Origin of the sequence: Georgenia soli (assembly GCF_002563695.1) — a bacterium.
Lineage (GTDB): Bacteria > Actinomycetota > Actinomycetes > Actinomycetales > Actinomycetaceae > Georgenia > Georgenia soli.
Genome location: NZ_PDJI01000004.1, coordinates 1,023,548 through 1,038,476 on the forward strand (window position 1 = coordinate 1,023,548; position 14,929 = coordinate 1,038,476).

Consider the following 14,929-nt stretch of genomic DNA (forward strand, 5'->3'; position numbering starts at 1 on the left):
CTCGCCGGCGGCCGCGGCCTCTGCGCCGGCAGCGACCCCGACGGCCACCCCCGCCGGGTCGACGAGCACGGAGGCGCCGAGGCCCGCCGCGGGCCCGGCCCCGACGTCGACCACCGCGGAGAAGCTCGCCGACCTGGCGGCCCGGACGGAGCGCGGCATCACCGCACCTGCCGCGGCCGCCGTCGAGAAGCAGGGGAAGCGCGGGAAGAAGTCGGCCCGCGAGCGGCTCGAGGCCCTCCTCGACCCGGGCTCGTTCACCGAGCTGGACGCCTTCGCCACCCACCGCTCCACCAACTTCGGTCTGGAGAAGAAGCGCATCCCGGGCGACGGGGTCGTCACCGGGTTCGGCACCGTGGACGGGCGCCAGGTGTGCGTGTACTCCCAGGACTTCACCGTCTTCGGCGGCTCGCTCGGCGAGATGCACGGCCAGAAGATCACCAAGGTCATGGACCTGGCGCTGCGCACCGGCGTGCCGCTCATCGGCATCTCCGACGGCGGCGGCGCCCGCATCCAGGAGGGCGTCGCGGCGCTGACCCAGTTCGCGGAGATCTTCCGGCGCAACGTCGCGGCCTCCGGGGTGATCCCGCAGATCTCCCTCATCCTCGGCCCCAGTGCCGGGGGCGCCGTCTACTCCCCCGCGCTGACGGACTTCATCGTCATGGCCGAGGGCACCTCGAACATGTTCATCACCGGCCCGGACGTCATCAAGGCCGTCACCGGCGAGGAGGTCGGCTTCGAGGAGCTCGGCGGCGCGGCCACGCACAACCAGCGCTCCGGCGTCGCCCACTACCAGGCGGCCGACGAGGACGACGCGATCGACTACGTCCGCGCCCTGCTGTCCTACCTGCCGTCGAACAACCTCTCGGACCCGCCGTCGTGGCCGACCTCCGAGGCGGAGGCGAGCGCCGCGCTCGAGGTCACCGACGCCGACCTCGAGCTCGACACGCTCGTGCCCGACTCCGACAACCAGCCCTACGACATGCGCACCGTGATCGAGCACGTGGTGGACGAGGGCGAGCTGCTGGAGGTCCAGCCCGGGTACGCCCCCAACATGATCACGGCGTTCGGGCACGTGGAGGGCCGGCCGGTCGGCATCGTGGCGAACCAGCCGCTGCAGATGGCCGGCACCCTGGACATCAGCGCCTCGGAGAAGGCCGCCCGGTTCGTGCGCACCTGCGACGCGTTCAACCTGCCCGTCCTGACCTTCGTGGACGTGCCCGGCTTCCTGCCCGGCACGGACCAGGAGTGGAACGGCATCATCCGCCGCGGCGCCAAGCTGATCTACGCGTACGCGGAGGCGACCGTCCCGCTGGTCACCCTCATCACCCGCAAGGCCTACGGCGGCGCCTACATCGTCATGGGCTCGAAGAAGCTCGGCGCGGACGTCAACCTCGCCTGGCCGACGGCGCAGATCGCCGTGATGGGCTCCGGCGGCGCGGTGAACATCCTCCAGCGCGGGGCGCTGAAGAAGGTCGCCGAGGAGGGCGGCGACGTCGAGGCCGAGCGGGCCCGCCTGGTCGCCGAGTACGAGGAGGCGCTGGTCAACCCGTGGGAGGCCGCCGAGCGAGGCTTCGTCGACGCCGTCATCGCCCCGGCCGAGACACGGGTCCAGGTGGTGCGGGCGCTGCGGGCGCTGCGCACCAAGCGCGCCTCGCTGCCGGCCAAGAAGCACGGGAACATCCCGCTGTGACCACGGTCGACGACTCCCTGGCCTCCGCCCCGTCGCCGGCCGAGTGGTCCGGCGGCGGGAACGACTACGTCGTCGCCTCCGCGCTCGGCTCCCTCGGGACGACGGCGGACGGCGGTCCGCCGCTCATGACGTCCCCGGCCGTCCGGGTCGTCCACGGCCGCCCGGACGACCTCGAGCTGGCCGCGCTGGTGGCCGGGATCGTCGCCGCCCGGGGCCGGGTCGACGAGCTGGGCGGCCTGCCCGACGACGCCGCCGAGACCGTCCGCACCCGATGGACGGACCGCGCGCGCGTCCTCGGGGCTGCGCCCACGCCCGGCGCGGGGGCGTGGCGCTGGTCGCTGCACCCCTGAGCGGCGGCCCGGGGCGCGCCGTCTAGGCTGCCCGTGTGACCGAGAGCACCGCCGGCGGCCCCGCCGCCCCCACCGAAGCCCCCGCCCGCCGAGCCACGCCGACCGACGCCATCGCGGACGCCTACGTCCACCGCCTCGTCGCCCTGGACCCGCTGACCGCCACCAGCCTCGGGCTGCCGGGCCACGACCACGCCATGCCGGACCTCTCCCCCGCGGGCATCGCCGAGCGCACGATGCTCGACCGCGCGACGCTTGCCGAGCTGGCCGCCGTCGAGCCGGTGGACGAGGTCGACCGCGTCACGCACGCCGCCATGCGCGAGCGCCTCGGCCTGCAGGTGGAGCTCGCCGAGGACGGCGAGCTCGAGCGCGACCTCAACGTCATCGCCTCCCCCGTCCAGTCGGTCCGCGAGGTCTTCGACCTCATGCCGACGGCGACGGCGCAGGACTGGGAGACGATCGCCGCCCGCCTCTCGGCCGTGCCGGCCGCGCTGGAGGGCTACCAGGAGTCTCTGCGGGCGGCCCTCGCCGCGGGGAACGTCGCGGCGCTGCGGCAGGTCGAGGCCTGCCTGCGGCAGTCGGACGAGCTGGCCGACGCCGACTCCTCCTTCTTCACCACGTTCGTCGCCTCCGCCCAGCCCGACGGCGAGGCGCCGACCGGCGCGCTCGCCGCGGCGCTCGAGAAGGGGGCCGCCGACGCCCGCCAGGCCTACGCCGACCTGGCTCGTATGCTCGGCGAGGAGATCGCGCCGGACGCACCGCGGGAGGACGCCGTCGGCCGCGAGCGCTACGCGCTGTGGTCGCGGTACTTCCTGGGTGCCGTCGTCGACCTCGACGAGACGTACGAGTGGGGGCTGGAGGAGCTGGCCCGGATCGTCGCCGAGCAGCAGGAGGTGGCCGACCGGCTCTACGGGCCCGGCACGGACATCACCGAGGCGATGGCGCGGCTGGACAAGGACCCGGTGCGCATGCTGCACGGGACCGAGGCGCTGCGGGCGTGGATGCAGGCCACCTCGGACGAGGCGGTCGCCGCGCTGGGCGGCACGCAGTTCGACATCCCGGAGCCGGTCCAGCGCCTCGAGTGCCTCATCGCGCCCACCCACACCGGCGGGATCTACTACACCGGCCCGAGCGCCGACTTCTCCCGTCCGGGGCGCATGTGGTGGTCCGTGCCCGAGGGCGTCACGGACTTCGCCACGTGGCGCGAGAAGACCACGGTCTACCACGAGGGCGTCCCCGGCCATCACCTGCAGATCGGGCAGACCGTCTACCGGGCCGAGCTGCTCAACCTCTGGCGCCGGATGGCGTCGTGGGTGAGCGGGCACGGCGAGGGCTGGGCGCTGTACGCCGAACGGCTGATGGCGGACCTCGGCTTCCTCGACGACCCGGGCGACCGCATGGGCATGCTCGACGGGCAGCGGCTGCGCGCGGCCCGGGTGGTGCTCGACATCGGCGTGCACCTGGGCAAGCCGGCCCCGGCGGAGTGGGGCGGCGGCACGTGGGACGCGGCCAAGGCATGGGAGTTCCTCAAGGCCAACGCCAACATGGCCGAGGAGTTCCTCGCCTTCGAGCTGGACCGCTACCTCGGGTGGCCGGGCCAGGCGCCGAGCTACAAGATCGGTCAGCGGCTGTGGGAGGAGACCCGCGTCGCGGCCGGGCGGGCGGCGCAGGAGCGCGGCGAGGACTTCGACCTCAGGGCGTTCCACCGTCGCGCCCTCGACATCGGCTCGGTCGGGCTCGACGTGCTGCGGGACGCGCTGACCCACTGACGCCCCTCGGGTCACGCGGCTACCGTGAACGCATGGCCAGGCAGCCCGGCCCGACGGGCGGCTCCCCGGACCGGGCGGCCCCGCCGCCACGCCCGGCGATGTCGGACCGCACGCCCGCACCGGTGCCCCAGGAGCCGACACCGCCGCGCGCCCTCAGCCGCTCCCGCACGCTGTGGCTGCTCAGCTTCCTCGCGGGTCTGACGGCGGCGGTCCTCGCGTACCTCCGCCGCGACGAGCACCTGGACCGCATCGCCGAGCAGGTGCGGGAGCTGGCCCCCGGCCGGGCCGCCGGCACCGTCGACACCGCCGCGGCGGTGGTGCTGGCCGGCACGGTCGCCGCGGTCGTGCTCGTCGTCGCGGCGGAGGCCCTGCTGGTCCGTCGGCTGCTGCGGCGCGCGGGCGGTGCCCGGGCCGGTCTGACGGTGCTGCTCGTCGTGCACGCCGTCGTGGCCCTGGTGGCGGAGGCCTACCTCACCGTCCCCGGCCCGGCCGGGCTGCGTGACCGCGCGGTCCTCGTGGGGTGGGTCGGCCTAGCCGCCCTGGCGTACCTGCTCGCCCTCGCGCCGAGCGTCGGCCGGTGGCTGCGCGCCCGCTGAGGCGGCGGCGATCTCGGCGAGCACCCCCTCGCAGCTGCGCACCACCACCCGGCACACCTGCGCCGCCGCCCGGTCCGTCAGCGGGGACTCGGCGAGGGTCCGCCACCGCCGCAGCCGGTCGGTCGCCGCCGCGCGGACCTCGGCGTCGGACGCCTGGCCGGTCAGGCCGAGGCGTTCCCGGGCGCCCGGGCCCCGGCCGCCGAGCAGCACCTCCGCCTCCGCGGCGTCGTCCGCGTCCCGCAGCGGCAGCCCGGTGGTGCGTGCCTGCGCGAGCAGCCCGAGCTCGGTCAGCTCGTGCGCCCCGGCGCGCACCCGCTCCAGGGCCGCGGCGACGCCGTCGGCGCCCGGCCGCGGCCGCTCCCGCAGCAGGTGGTCGACGGCGACGAGGGCCGAGCGGGCCTTGAGGTGGTCGGCGCGGGCCTGGAACTGGGCGTCCAGGAGGGCGAGGAGCTCGTCGAGGCCGCTGCGGCGCACCATCGCGTGGGCCAGGTCGGTGGGGTCGGTGGTGCCGCCGCGCACGAGCGCCACACCGAGGCGGATCCCGAAGATGCCGAACCGCTCCAGCAGGGCCCGGCGCCGCTCGGGCGCGACGTCGACCGGGGCGGAGGGGGCGGCGAAGCGGTCGGCGGAGAGGAGCATGCGCTCCCGGACCGGCCGGTCCAGCTCGGCCAGGGCGGACAGTGCCGCGAACTCCCACTGCCGCATGGTGCGGGCGCTCTGGGCCACCAGCCCCGCCACGGGCACGACGCCCAGGGCCAGCGGACGCAGCGTCGGGTCCTCCCGGTACCGGGCGGCGACGACGCCGGCGGAGATCATCGCGTCGATGCGGCCGGCCCCGATCTCGTCCGCCCGGGAGAGGACGGCGACGGCGTTGACGGTCCCGGACCGGCTCGCCTCGGTGTCCCGGAAGGACTCGAGGAAGCCGATGTCCGAGGCGTGCAGGTGGCGCATGAGGTACACGACGGCGTCCGCCTGGGCGGGGGCGTCCTGGGGGGTGAGGAAGTCGGTCGTGCGGGCCGAGACGTCCCCCGACAGGGAGGCGATGCCGGGCGTGTCCACGAGGGTGAGCCGCCGCAGGCTCGGCACCGGCCACTCGACCTCGAGCCGTGCCACCTGCTCGGCCGGGACGCCGTCGAGGGTGAGAAGCAGCCGCCCGTCCTCGCGGCGGACCGGGAGCGGGCGGGGTGCGCCCTCGAGCGGGTGGAGCGTCACGCGGGGCGTGGTCCCGTACCGGTACCAGGTCACCACGGTGGTGCACTCCCCGGCGTCCGTGGGGGCGATCTCCTCGCCAAGGATCGCGTTGAGCAGCGTGGACTTGCCGGCCTTGACCATGCCGGCGACGGCGACGCGCAGCGGTTCGTCGAGGCGTCGTCGGTACGAGCGCAGGGTCTCGGCGGCGGGGTCGTCGCGGTAGAGGTCGACGGCGGCGACGAGCAGCTCCCGCACCTCGGCGGGGAGCCGGCCGGTCACGCCCGCCCCGCCGGTGCCGGCTCCTGCCCCACCTGCACCGCCCGGGCGCGGAACTTCTCCACCCGCGCGAGCTCGGCGCGCAGCTCCCTGATCCGCGCCTCGCTCTCCGCCGCGTAGGTGCTCGCCGCCTTCTGGGCGGCCTGGACGGAGTCGGTGAGGGTGCGGTGGTGCTCCTCGGCGAGCTCGGTGAAGTGGTCGCGGATGGCGCGCTGCACCAGCCGGAGCCGGTCCTTGAGCTGCTTGCCCACCTGGAAGATCACGTCGTCGGTGGCGCGCCGCACGATGGTCTTCGCCTCGGCCTGACGCCGCCTCAGGCGGGTCTCCCGGTCCTCGCGGTACGCCTTGGTGCCGATGAGCAGCCCGGCGCCCACGGACAGCGGGTTGACCAGGGACATGCCCAGCATCCCGGTCAGCAGCCCGAACATGAGGATGCCGCCGTAGGAGCCGCGCATCCCCACGAGGATCCGCTGGGCCGCGCCCAGGTGCCCGGGGTCGAGGAAGGGCACCGGCTCGACGGGGTCGAGCACCCCCTCGGTGTCCCCCACGCGCAGGTCGGGCAGACGCAGCTCCTCGAGCGAGAAGTGGTCCGCCACCCGGCGTGCGAGCCACTGCGAGCGCTCGTCCGTCCACACGAACGTGTCGGAGACGGCGGAGGCGGTGCGCTGCTCGAACCAGTCCGAGAACTGGTCCCAGACCGGCCCGGGGTCCCCGCGGTCGATGGCCTCCTCGGCCTCGCGCAGCACCGAGCGCATCCGGTCGCGCAGGTCGTGCTCCATGTCGGCGATGAGGTCCGTCATGCCGTCGGAGAGCGTCAGCTGCCAGCGGGCGCTGCGGCGGCGCTGGTCGTCGGCCTTCGCCCGGGCCTCCTCCAGGTCGAGGATCAGCTGCGCCGTCGCCCCCGGGTCCTGCAGCGCGTGCAGCTCCGAGCCGACGGACAGCCGCAGGTTGTCCGCCGTCGAGACCAGGTCGTGCCCGACGGACCGGCGGGTGAGGCGCTCGGCGTGGCCGAGGACGTCCTGGCGCAGGAAGCGGACCAGCGCCGGGAACCCGGACTCCTCGTTCAGCTCGCGGTCCTGCTCCCGGGCGGCGTGGAGCCGCAGCACCGAGGAGACGGGGAAGAGGGGGACGCCCGGGGCGAGCGCGGCCAGGTGGGCACGGTCCAGGTCGACGATCCGCCGCCACTCCGGGTAGATGTCCGTCTTGGTCACCACGCACGCGACGTTGGGGCAGACCCGCATCGCCTGGCGCAGGAACCGCATCTCCGGCTCGGTGTACTCCTGGGAGGCGTCCGAGACCAGGAGGACGACGTCGGCGCTCGGCAGGGCTGTCAGCGTCGTCAGCGAGTGGGCGGACTCCAGCCCGCCCACCCCCGGGGAGTCGACGACCGTGAGGCCGTCGGCCAGGATCGCCCGCGGCAGGGACACCTCGGCCGCGAGGAGCCGGCGCTCGTTGCCGGGGTTGCCCCGCTCGGAGACGTAGGCGGCCAGCTCCTCCAGCGGGACGGGGACGCGGGCCGGTGGTCCGTCGTCGGCCGTCCGTCGACCTTCCGGGGGTGCCACGACGACGGCGGACGGCCTCTCCCCGTGACGCACCACCGTGGGGACGGAGGTGGCGACGTCGTCGTCCACGGGGCAGACCGGTGCGTTGACGAGTGCGTTGACCAGCAGGCTCTTGCCCTGCTTGAACTCCCCGACGACCATCACACGCACGTCCGGGTCGAGCAGCCGGCGGCGTGTCTGCTCCAGGCGCCGCCGAAGATCGGGGCGTCCCTCACCGGTCAGGGCGATGCCCTCGTCGACCAGCTCCACCAGCTCCACGTCGGCCCCCTTGCCGTCCACCTCTCAATGACACCACAGAGGGCCCGGCGGCGGACGGGGGGACGTGGAGCCGCCGGGCCCAATTTCTGTGGTTTCGGTGCTGTTCTCGGGTCAGAGATCCACCTCGCCTTCGTTCACGGAGTGGTCGACGTCGACGTCGAGGGTGTCGTCGTCGCTGGTGAAGGAGTCGTCGACGGTGAAGGAGTCCTCGATGTCGACGTCCGTCTCGTGCTGCACGACGTCACCGCCCGCGATCACGCCGGAGCTGTCGAGGTCGACGTCGGTCTCGTGCTGCACGACGTCACCGCCGGCGATCACGCCGGAGTTGTCCAGATCGACGTCCACGTGCGTGTCGTCGTGGCTGTCGCTGACGTCGCCTCCGCCCGCCGTGGAGCCGTGGTCGGCGTCGACGGCGTCGCCGCCGGCGATCTGGCCGGAGTTGTGCAGGTCGACGTCCACGTCGTCGTCGTGGATCTCGCCGCCCCGGTCGGCGAGCTGGCCGGAGTTGTGGATGTCGGTGTCGTCGTCGGCGACGGACCCGCCGCGGTCGGCGTAGTTGCCGGAGTTGTCGATCTCGTCGGAGAAGTTGTCGTCACCGACCACGACGGTCGCGCCGTCCTCGGCGTCCACCCAGGTCCTGGTGGACTCGTCGTGGGAGTTGTCGACGTGGGCGTCGTCCCCGGCCGCGACGGCGTGGTCGCCGGACGCGATGACGGCGTCGTTGTCGAACAGCTGCACCACGTCGCCGTCCGCCCAGATGTTCTGGTTCACGGACTGGTCGGTGACGGTGTCCCGGTCGTCGACCCACGAGGTGTACGAGTAGTCGTTGACCACGTAGCTCAGCTGCTGCACGGCGTGGGCGTGGTCGTCGTCGTAGCGGGGGTGGTCGGCGTCGTCGTGTCCCGGGACGTCGGGGCGGTCGTGGCCGGGGCGGTCGTGGCCGGGGCGGGGGAAGCTGCCGCCGATCGCCGCGTCGTTGCCGCCGGTGCCGTAGTCACGGTCGAAGGAGGAGTCGACGCGTACGGGCGCGTAGTCGAAGATCACCGGCATCACGGCCTCGACGTCGTCCGTGCAGACTCCGCCGAGGCCGGCCGCCTCGAGGGCCTTGTCGGGGTCGCTGCGGAAGGCGGCTGCGGCCTCCGGGTCGCGCAGGAGCTTCATCAGGAACTCGAGCAGCATGTTGGCAATCGTCGTCATCGCGTCTCCCTCGTCGAGATGGTCCGCCTGACCACCTCCGGCCGGCTGTCTCGAACGTACGAACGCGGTGGGGGGCGAGCATCGGGGGCGGCTCCCCTGCGCGTGCGTGACCGGGTGGGGATCCGGCGGGGGCTCCCGCCAGGGGTGAGGGGGGAACCCCGGCCCTACTCCCCCAGCAGCGCCCGCAGCCGGGTGAGCATCTCCGCGCGGGTGTCCACGCCGAGGCGACGGCGGATCCGGGCGATGTGGTGCTCGGCCGTGCGCGGGGAGATGAAGATCGTCTCGCCGATCTCCCGGTAGGTCTTGCCCGCCAGCACCAGGCGGGCGACCTCCTTCTCGCGGGCGCTGAGCCCGGTCTCGTCCACCACCCCCACGGGGATCCCCGTCGGGGTGGTGCGTGCGCCGTCGTCCTGACGCGCGTCCGCGGCGGAGGGGTGGAGGTCCCGCGCGCAGGCGAGCAGCCTCGTCATGTCCGACCGCTCGGGGGCCCGCGCGGCGGCGTGGCCGGCCAGGCGCGCCCCGTCCCACGCCAGGCCGACGGCGGCCAGGCCGGTGGCGGCCCGTTCGACGGCGGTGACGTCGACGTCGCCGCTGAGCACCCGCACCCACGCCCGCCCTGCCGTGGCCAGGACGGCGGCGTAGGAGCTGGTGGCGGCGGCGGTGACCAGGCCGCGGGCGTGCGGGGCGAGCCGGTCCGGCTGGCCGGTGAGAATGGCCGCCTGGACCCCGCACCAGTGCAGCGGGGCCGCCCACACCGCCGGTTCCCCGAGCCGCAGGAGCAGCTGCCACGCGTCGGCGAGGTGCGGCTCGAGGCGCTGCTCCTCGTGCAGGCGCGCCCCCGCCAGGAGCAGCTCGCCGAGCGGCAGGAGACTGAACAGGTCGACGGGGAAGTGCAGGAGCGCCTCACGGGCGCGCGCCCAGCCGCGGACCAGGCCGGCGGCGTCGTCGGTGCGCCGTGCCAGCCCGACCTCGAGCGCGATGCGGATCATCTCGTCCCGCGGCACGAGGTCGCCGTCGGCCTCGCGCAGCGCGGCACGGGCCTCCTCGGGGCGGTCGCGCAGCATGGCGACCCACCCGCGCAGGAGGTGCAGGCGCGGGGCGGACGCCGGGCCCCCCTGGTGGCCGCGCAGCGCGTCCTCGGCCACGGACTCCGCCACGCCGAGCTCACCGGTGTTCAGGGCCACGAGGGCGGCGAGGACGGCGGGCAGCTCCGGCACCGGGACGGCGGCGCCGTTGGCGGTGAGCGTGTCGGAGGCACGGACCAGCATCCACAGCGAGCGCGTCGGCTGGCCCCGGACCGACTCCCACAGGCCCTGCGCCATGAGGGCCGAGGCGACGGCGAGCGAGGTCGGGGAGCCGAGCCTGGCCCCCGCGGCGAGCATGCGCTCGGCTTCCTCGACGTCACCGGTCCCGAGCATGGCGACCGCGCCGAGGGGGGCCGAGGCGCCCAGCCGCTCCTCCCCCGCCCAGCGGTACAGGTCAGCGGCGCGGGCCAGCATCCCGCGCTGCGCCCACACGGAGGCCCCCACGTCGACGGCGCGGGCCAGGTCGGGCGGGTTGTCGTGGCCGAGCAGCTCCTCCACGATCGCTCCCGCCCGGTCGAGGTCGCCGGCCTGCGCCGCCGACTGGGCGCGCCGGGCGGCGGTCGCCACGGCGTCGGCCCCGGCCGCCGTCGCCTCCTCGTACAGCTCTGAGGCGAGCTGCGGCTCCTGCGCCAGCGCGCCGTCCGCCGTCGACTCGAGCGCCCGGGCCACGTGGGGGTGGCGCAGCCCGGTCCGGGCGAGCTCGCGCGCGACGTCGTTCAGGGAGTGGCCGCCGGCCAGCAGCGTGTCGACGAGCGCCCGCTGGAGCGGACGGACCCGGTAGGCCGGGGTGACCGCGAGCAGCGCGGAGCGCACCAGCGGCACCACCGTGCCGTCGTGCAGCATGAGACCGGCGGCGACCGCCTCGGAGACGAGGGCGTCACCCTCGGCGGGCGACCGCGTCAGCACCGGCGGGACGGCCTCGCCGGAGAGGTCGAAGCCGACGGCGGAGGCGAGCAGGAGGTCCCGCAGGCCGGCGTCGAGGTGCTCGAGCTCGTGGCCGACCTGCAGCGCGACGGACGCCGCGACGTCGGCGGAGGTGAGGCCGGTGGTGCGCATCGCGGAGACCATGCGGTTGACCAGCCACGGCATCCCGCCGGTCTCGTGGAGGATCCTGTCGACCTCGGCGGGAGGCACCGGACCGCGCAGGCTGCGGCCCACGTAGGCGAGCACCTCCGGCGGGCCGAGCGGCCCCAGCACGACCGGGGGGCGCTGCTCGGCGAGGGCGGAGACGAGCCGCCGCAGGCCCGGCGCGACCGGCCAGGGCCGGTAGGCGACGACGAGGTCGCCGTCGTGCTGGTCCCAGTGGCGCAGCACATGCTCGAACGCCGGTTCCGGCAGGCTGTGGGCGTCGTCGATGAGGACCGCCCCGAAGGTGGAGAGGTCCTTGAGGTCGAGCTCTGAGCGCGCGAGCCGGGTCTCGACGCCCGCGCTGCGGTAGGCGTCGGCGAGGTCTGCCAGCAGTGCCGACTTCCCGGACCCGCCGACCCCAACGAGAGTGGCCGCCCGGCGGGCCGGTGGGCCCGTGGTGATCTCCTCGTAGAGGGCGGCCGCCGCGGTGCCGCGGGCCTCCCGGAGGACGGCCGGCCGGGTGCTCGTCATCCTCCACCGGCCGAGGGACTCGGGGGCGCCGGGTCGGTCGTCGGGAAGGAGGCCTCGCTCGGCGCGGCCGTGGGTGTCGCCGCCGGCGTCGTCGGCTCCTGCGTCGTCGGCGGCGTCGTCGGGTCCGTGGTGGGCGGCTCGGTCGGCTCCTGCGTCGTCGGCGGCGTCGTCGGGTTCGTGGTGGGCGGCTCGGTCGGCTCCGGCGTGACGGGCGGGGTCGTCGGCGGCGGCGTCGTCGGCACCTGCGTGGGCGGAGGGGTCGTCGGGTTCGTGGTCGGCACGGGGGTGCTGGGCGTGCCCGTGCCGGGCGTGGCGGTGCCGGGGGAGGTCGGGCTCGGCGACGACGGCGCCTTCGTCCCCGTGCCACCTCCTGTGGTGCCCGACGGCCTCGGCGACGGGGCGGGGCTGCCCTTCCCGGGCCCCTCGACGACCGCCGGGGTGCGCGGGTCGGAGCTCTTCGCGCCGTCGGTGGACCGGGCGGGTCGGGTCTCCTGCGGCGTCGTGGTGGCGATGGCCTGGGCGTGCGCCCGTCGCCCGGCGAAGACGCTGGCGTCGGTGGCCATCGGTGCCCCGGCCCCACCTGCCCGGGCGTCCACCTCGGCCGCGGCGGCGGCCGGCGTGTCCGGCTGCACCGAGTCGCCCAGCTTGGCGACGACGGAGGAGAGCGTGCTGCGCCCGGCCTCGATCACCGCCGGCGTCTGCCCCGCCATCGAGGTCACCACGGTGATGCCGAGGACGGCGGCGGAGACGGCCAGCACCCGGACGCCCGTCACGTGCCGCCTGCGTGCGGGATCCTGCCTCGGGACGAAGGAACCGCCCGCGGCGACCAGGCGCGCCGGAGCCTCGTCGGGGGTCTCCGCGGTCGTGCCCGGCACCGCGTCCTCGAACGCCGTCGGCTCCGAGATGGAGCCGGCCGCGACGGTCCACCCCCGCGGGAACGCCCCGACGGCCGCCAGGGCCGGTGCCGCGGACCCCGCCGTCGCGACCGCGAGCGACTCGGCCGCCGCCCGGGCGGCCCCGAGCGCGACGGAGGCCTGCGGGTCGGTGTCGACGGCGACGGGGCGGCCGAACCGTGCCGAGAGCAGCTCGGCGACGAGCGGGATGCGGGACGAACCGCCCACGAGGAGGATCGCCTCCAGGTCCTCCGGCGCCACCTCGGCGCTGTGGAGCGCGGTCGCGAGCACGTCGAGCGTCTGCTCGACCGCCGGGGCGATCAGCTCCTCGAGCTCGGCCCGCACGATCCGCACCTGCGTCTGCAGCCCGGGCAGGAGCACCGGGACCGTGGTCTCGGCGTCGGCGGAGAGCGCCTCCTTCGCCTCGGTGCACTCGCGGCGGAGCCGGGCCAGGGCCGCGAGCGCGCCCGGCGCCTGCGGGGAGAGGTCAGTCAGGGCGTCGCCGACGGCGGCCGCCACGTGGGCGAGCACCAGCTCGTCGAGGTCGGCGCCCCCCAGTCGTTCGAGCCCCTCCGGCCGACCGATGATCTCGCAGCCGTCGGGGCCGGACCGGCGCACGACCGCCGCGTCGAAGGTCCCGCCGCCGAAGTCGTAGACCGCGACGGTCGCGCCGTCGGCCACCCGCGGCTGGGCGAGGTAGTGCCGGGCCGCGGCGCGCGGCTCGCTCACGAGAGTCACGTCCGGCAGGCCGGCGTCCGCCAGGGCGTCGCGGACGATGCCGGCACGGTAGGAGCCCCACGTGGCCGGGACGGCCACGGCGACGGCGTCGGGCGGCTCCCCCTCCTGCTCCTCGGCGCGGTCGAGCACCCAGCGTGCCTGCGCCGCGTAGAGGTCCTCGGGGGTCACGGCGATGTCGCCGACCGAGACCGGGACCGTGTCCCCGACCCGCCGCTTCACCTCGCGGACCACGCGCTCCGGGTGGGAGACGGTCCGGCGCTCGGCCGCCTCACCGACCAGGGCCTGGCCGGCCTCGTCGAGGTACACCACGGACGGGACGGCGGGGCCGCGCGTCCCGAGCCAGAGCAGCTGGGGCGAGGGGTCGCCGTCCGGGCGCGCGGAAGCGGCCACCGTGGAGGTCGTACCGATGTCGATGCCCAGCACGTACGGCATGTCTTCCCCAGACGGCACTCATCATCAATGTGGCCCCCCGGATGCAGCCAGGCTACGAGACCACCACGACCCCTGCACACCCCTTGAAGGGGGAAACAGGAAAGGGACTTTTCGGCTCCAATATGCGGCGGGACCACCGTCCATGCTCCTTGCGCCCGGCCACGGGCCGGGGCACGGGCGAGGACCGGTGTCTACTGTGGGTCGCCGTGACCACGCTTCTGCTCGCCTCCGCCTCACCCGCCCGACTGGCCACCCTGCGCTCCGCCGGCATCGAGCCGCTGGTCGCGGTCTCGTCCGTCGACGAGCCCGCCGTGCTGGCCCGGGCGGCCGAGGAGGCCGCTGCCGCCGGGCTCGGCACGCTCCCGGCCGCCGAGCAGGTGCTGCTGCTGGCGCGGGCGAAGGCACGGGACGTGGTCGCCTCCGCGCCCGCGGCCGCGCAGGCGGACCTGGTGCTGGGCTGCGACTCCATGCTCGAGCTCGACGGCGGCGCCGGCGTGGAGGTGGTGGGCAGGCCTGTCGACGCCGCGGACGCGGTGGCCCGGTGGCGCTCGATGCGCGGCCGCTCCGGCCGGCTCCACACCGGGCACTGGCTGGTGCGCGGTGCGCATCAGGTGGGTGCGACCTCCACGACGCTCGTGCACTTCGCGGACCTCTCCGACGCCGAGATCGACGCCTACGTCGCCACCGGTGAGCCGCTGCGCGTCGCCGGCGCCTTCACCGTCGACGGCCTCGGCGGGCCGTTCGTCACCGGCATCGAGGGCGACCACCACGGAGTCGTGGGCCTGAGCCTGCCGCTGCTGCGGGACCTGCTCGCCCGCGTGGGCCTGACGGTCCCCGACCTGTGGGACGCCACCGTGCGGGCGTGAGTCAGCGCCGGGAGCGGCGCATGGCCCTGACGACCGTGAGGGGACGGTCCGCCTCGTCGCGGCCCGCCGCGAGGAGCCGGTAGCGCTCGGTCTCCACGCCGACGAGCGCCACCCGCCCCTCGGCGTCGTGGTGCGTCCCCCAGCCGTAGGTCTTGCCGAGCGGCGAGGAGCGCAGGCACGCCTGCGGGCGGGCGAAGAACTCCTCCCTCGCCCGCACGCGCTCCGGCTCGGCGATGCCCTCCCGCAGCGCGTGCACGGTGAACAGCACGTCGTCGGAGGTTAAGTGTACGGCGGCGCCCCACGGAGCAGCTCGTACGTGAGCGACGCGACGGTGGGCCGTGCCCGGGCGGGTGGTTCCTCGCTCGCGACGGCGGTGCTGTCCTCCGCGACGGCGATGAACGTGTCCTTGTAGTTCGTCGTTCCCATGGCG

12 protein-coding genes are annotated in these 14,929 nt (G+C 75.3%); 5 read left to right on the forward strand and 7 right to left on the reverse strand.

Annotation, left to right across the window (positions count from 1 at the left end; all coding sequences use genetic code 11):
• Positions 1-133 precede the first annotated feature (133 nt).
• Genes ATJ97_RS05960 through ATJ97_RS05975 form a run of 4 tightly spaced genes read left to right on the forward strand, consistent with a single transcriptional unit; the run spans position 134 to position 4,402 of the window.
• Positions 134-1,690: an acyl-CoA carboxylase subunit beta gene (locus tag ATJ97_RS05960; protein ID WP_098485266.1), complete on the forward strand. Its 1,557-nt coding sequence runs from the start codon at positions 134-136 to the stop codon at positions 1,688-1,690.
• A complete protein-coding gene (locus ATJ97_RS20265; protein ID WP_098482951.1) occupies positions 1,687-2,040 on the forward strand; it encodes an acyl-CoA carboxylase subunit epsilon in 354 nt (117 codons plus the stop codon). Before ATJ97_RS05960 ends, ATJ97_RS20265 begins: the two co-directional genes overlap by 4 nt.
• A 35-nt stretch (positions 2,041-2,075) precedes the next feature.
• Complete coding sequence (locus ATJ97_RS05970; protein ID WP_098482952.1) at positions 2,076-3,806, forward strand: DUF885 domain-containing protein; 1,731 nt, start codon at positions 2,076-2,078, stop codon at positions 3,804-3,806.
• A 32-nt stretch (positions 3,807-3,838) separates the two neighbouring features.
• On the forward strand, positions 3,839-4,402 hold the full coding sequence (locus ATJ97_RS05975; protein WP_143426883.1) for a hypothetical protein: 564 nt from the start codon (positions 3,839-3,841) through the stop codon (positions 4,400-4,402).
• On the opposite strand, the gene ATJ97_RS05980 is transcribed toward ATJ97_RS05975, so the two are convergent.
• From ATJ97_RS05980 to ATJ97_RS06000, 5 genes are all read right to left on the reverse strand, one after another.
• Positions 4,337-5,872: a dynamin family protein gene (locus tag ATJ97_RS05980; protein WP_098482954.1), complete on the reverse strand. Its 1,536-nt coding sequence runs from the start codon at positions 5,870-5,872 to the stop codon at positions 4,337-4,339. The genes ATJ97_RS05975 and ATJ97_RS05980 overlap by 66 nt on opposite strands.
• A complete protein-coding gene (locus ATJ97_RS05985) occupies positions 5,869-7,710 on the reverse strand; it encodes a dynamin family protein (protein ID WP_245862190.1) in 1,842 nt (613 codons plus the stop codon). The genes ATJ97_RS05980 and ATJ97_RS05985 overlap by 4 nt, the downstream gene beginning before the upstream one ends.
• Positions 7,711-7,800: 90 nt before the next feature.
• Positions 7,801-8,886 (reverse strand): IniB N-terminal domain-containing protein, encoded by a 1,086-nt coding sequence (locus tag ATJ97_RS05990; RefSeq protein ID WP_098482955.1) that lies wholly within the window; start codon positions 8,884-8,886, stop codon positions 7,801-7,803.
• Positions 8,887-9,050: 164 nt separating this feature from the next.
• A complete protein-coding gene (locus ATJ97_RS05995) occupies positions 9,051-11,570 on the reverse strand; it encodes a LuxR C-terminal-related transcriptional regulator (protein ID WP_098482956.1) in 2,520 nt (839 codons plus the stop codon).
• A complete protein-coding gene (locus tag ATJ97_RS06000) occupies positions 11,567-13,633 on the reverse strand; it encodes an Hsp70 family protein (RefSeq protein ID WP_098482957.1) in 2,067 nt (688 codons plus the stop codon). The genes ATJ97_RS05995 and ATJ97_RS06000 overlap by 4 nt, the downstream gene beginning before the upstream one ends.
• 206 nt (positions 13,634-13,839) lie before the next feature.
• Between ATJ97_RS06000 and ATJ97_RS06005 the strand changes: the two genes are divergently transcribed.
• Complete coding sequence (locus tag ATJ97_RS06005) at positions 13,840-14,499, forward strand: Maf family protein (protein WP_098482958.1); 660 nt, start codon at positions 13,840-13,842, stop codon at positions 14,497-14,499.
• A gap of 1 nt (position 14,500) precedes the next feature.
• On the opposite strand, the gene ATJ97_RS20270 is transcribed toward ATJ97_RS06005, so the two are convergent.
• On the reverse strand, positions 14,501-14,767 hold the full coding sequence (locus ATJ97_RS20270) for a DUF6157 family protein (RefSeq protein ID WP_245862193.1): 267 nt from the start codon (positions 14,765-14,767) through the stop codon (positions 14,501-14,503).
• 11 nt (positions 14,768-14,778) lie between these two features.
• Entirely contained in the window at positions 14,779-14,925 is a 147-nt protein-coding gene (locus ATJ97_RS20275; protein ID WP_245862196.1) for a DUF6157 family protein, read from the reverse strand.
• Between the last annotated feature and the right edge of the window lie 4 nt (positions 14,926-14,929).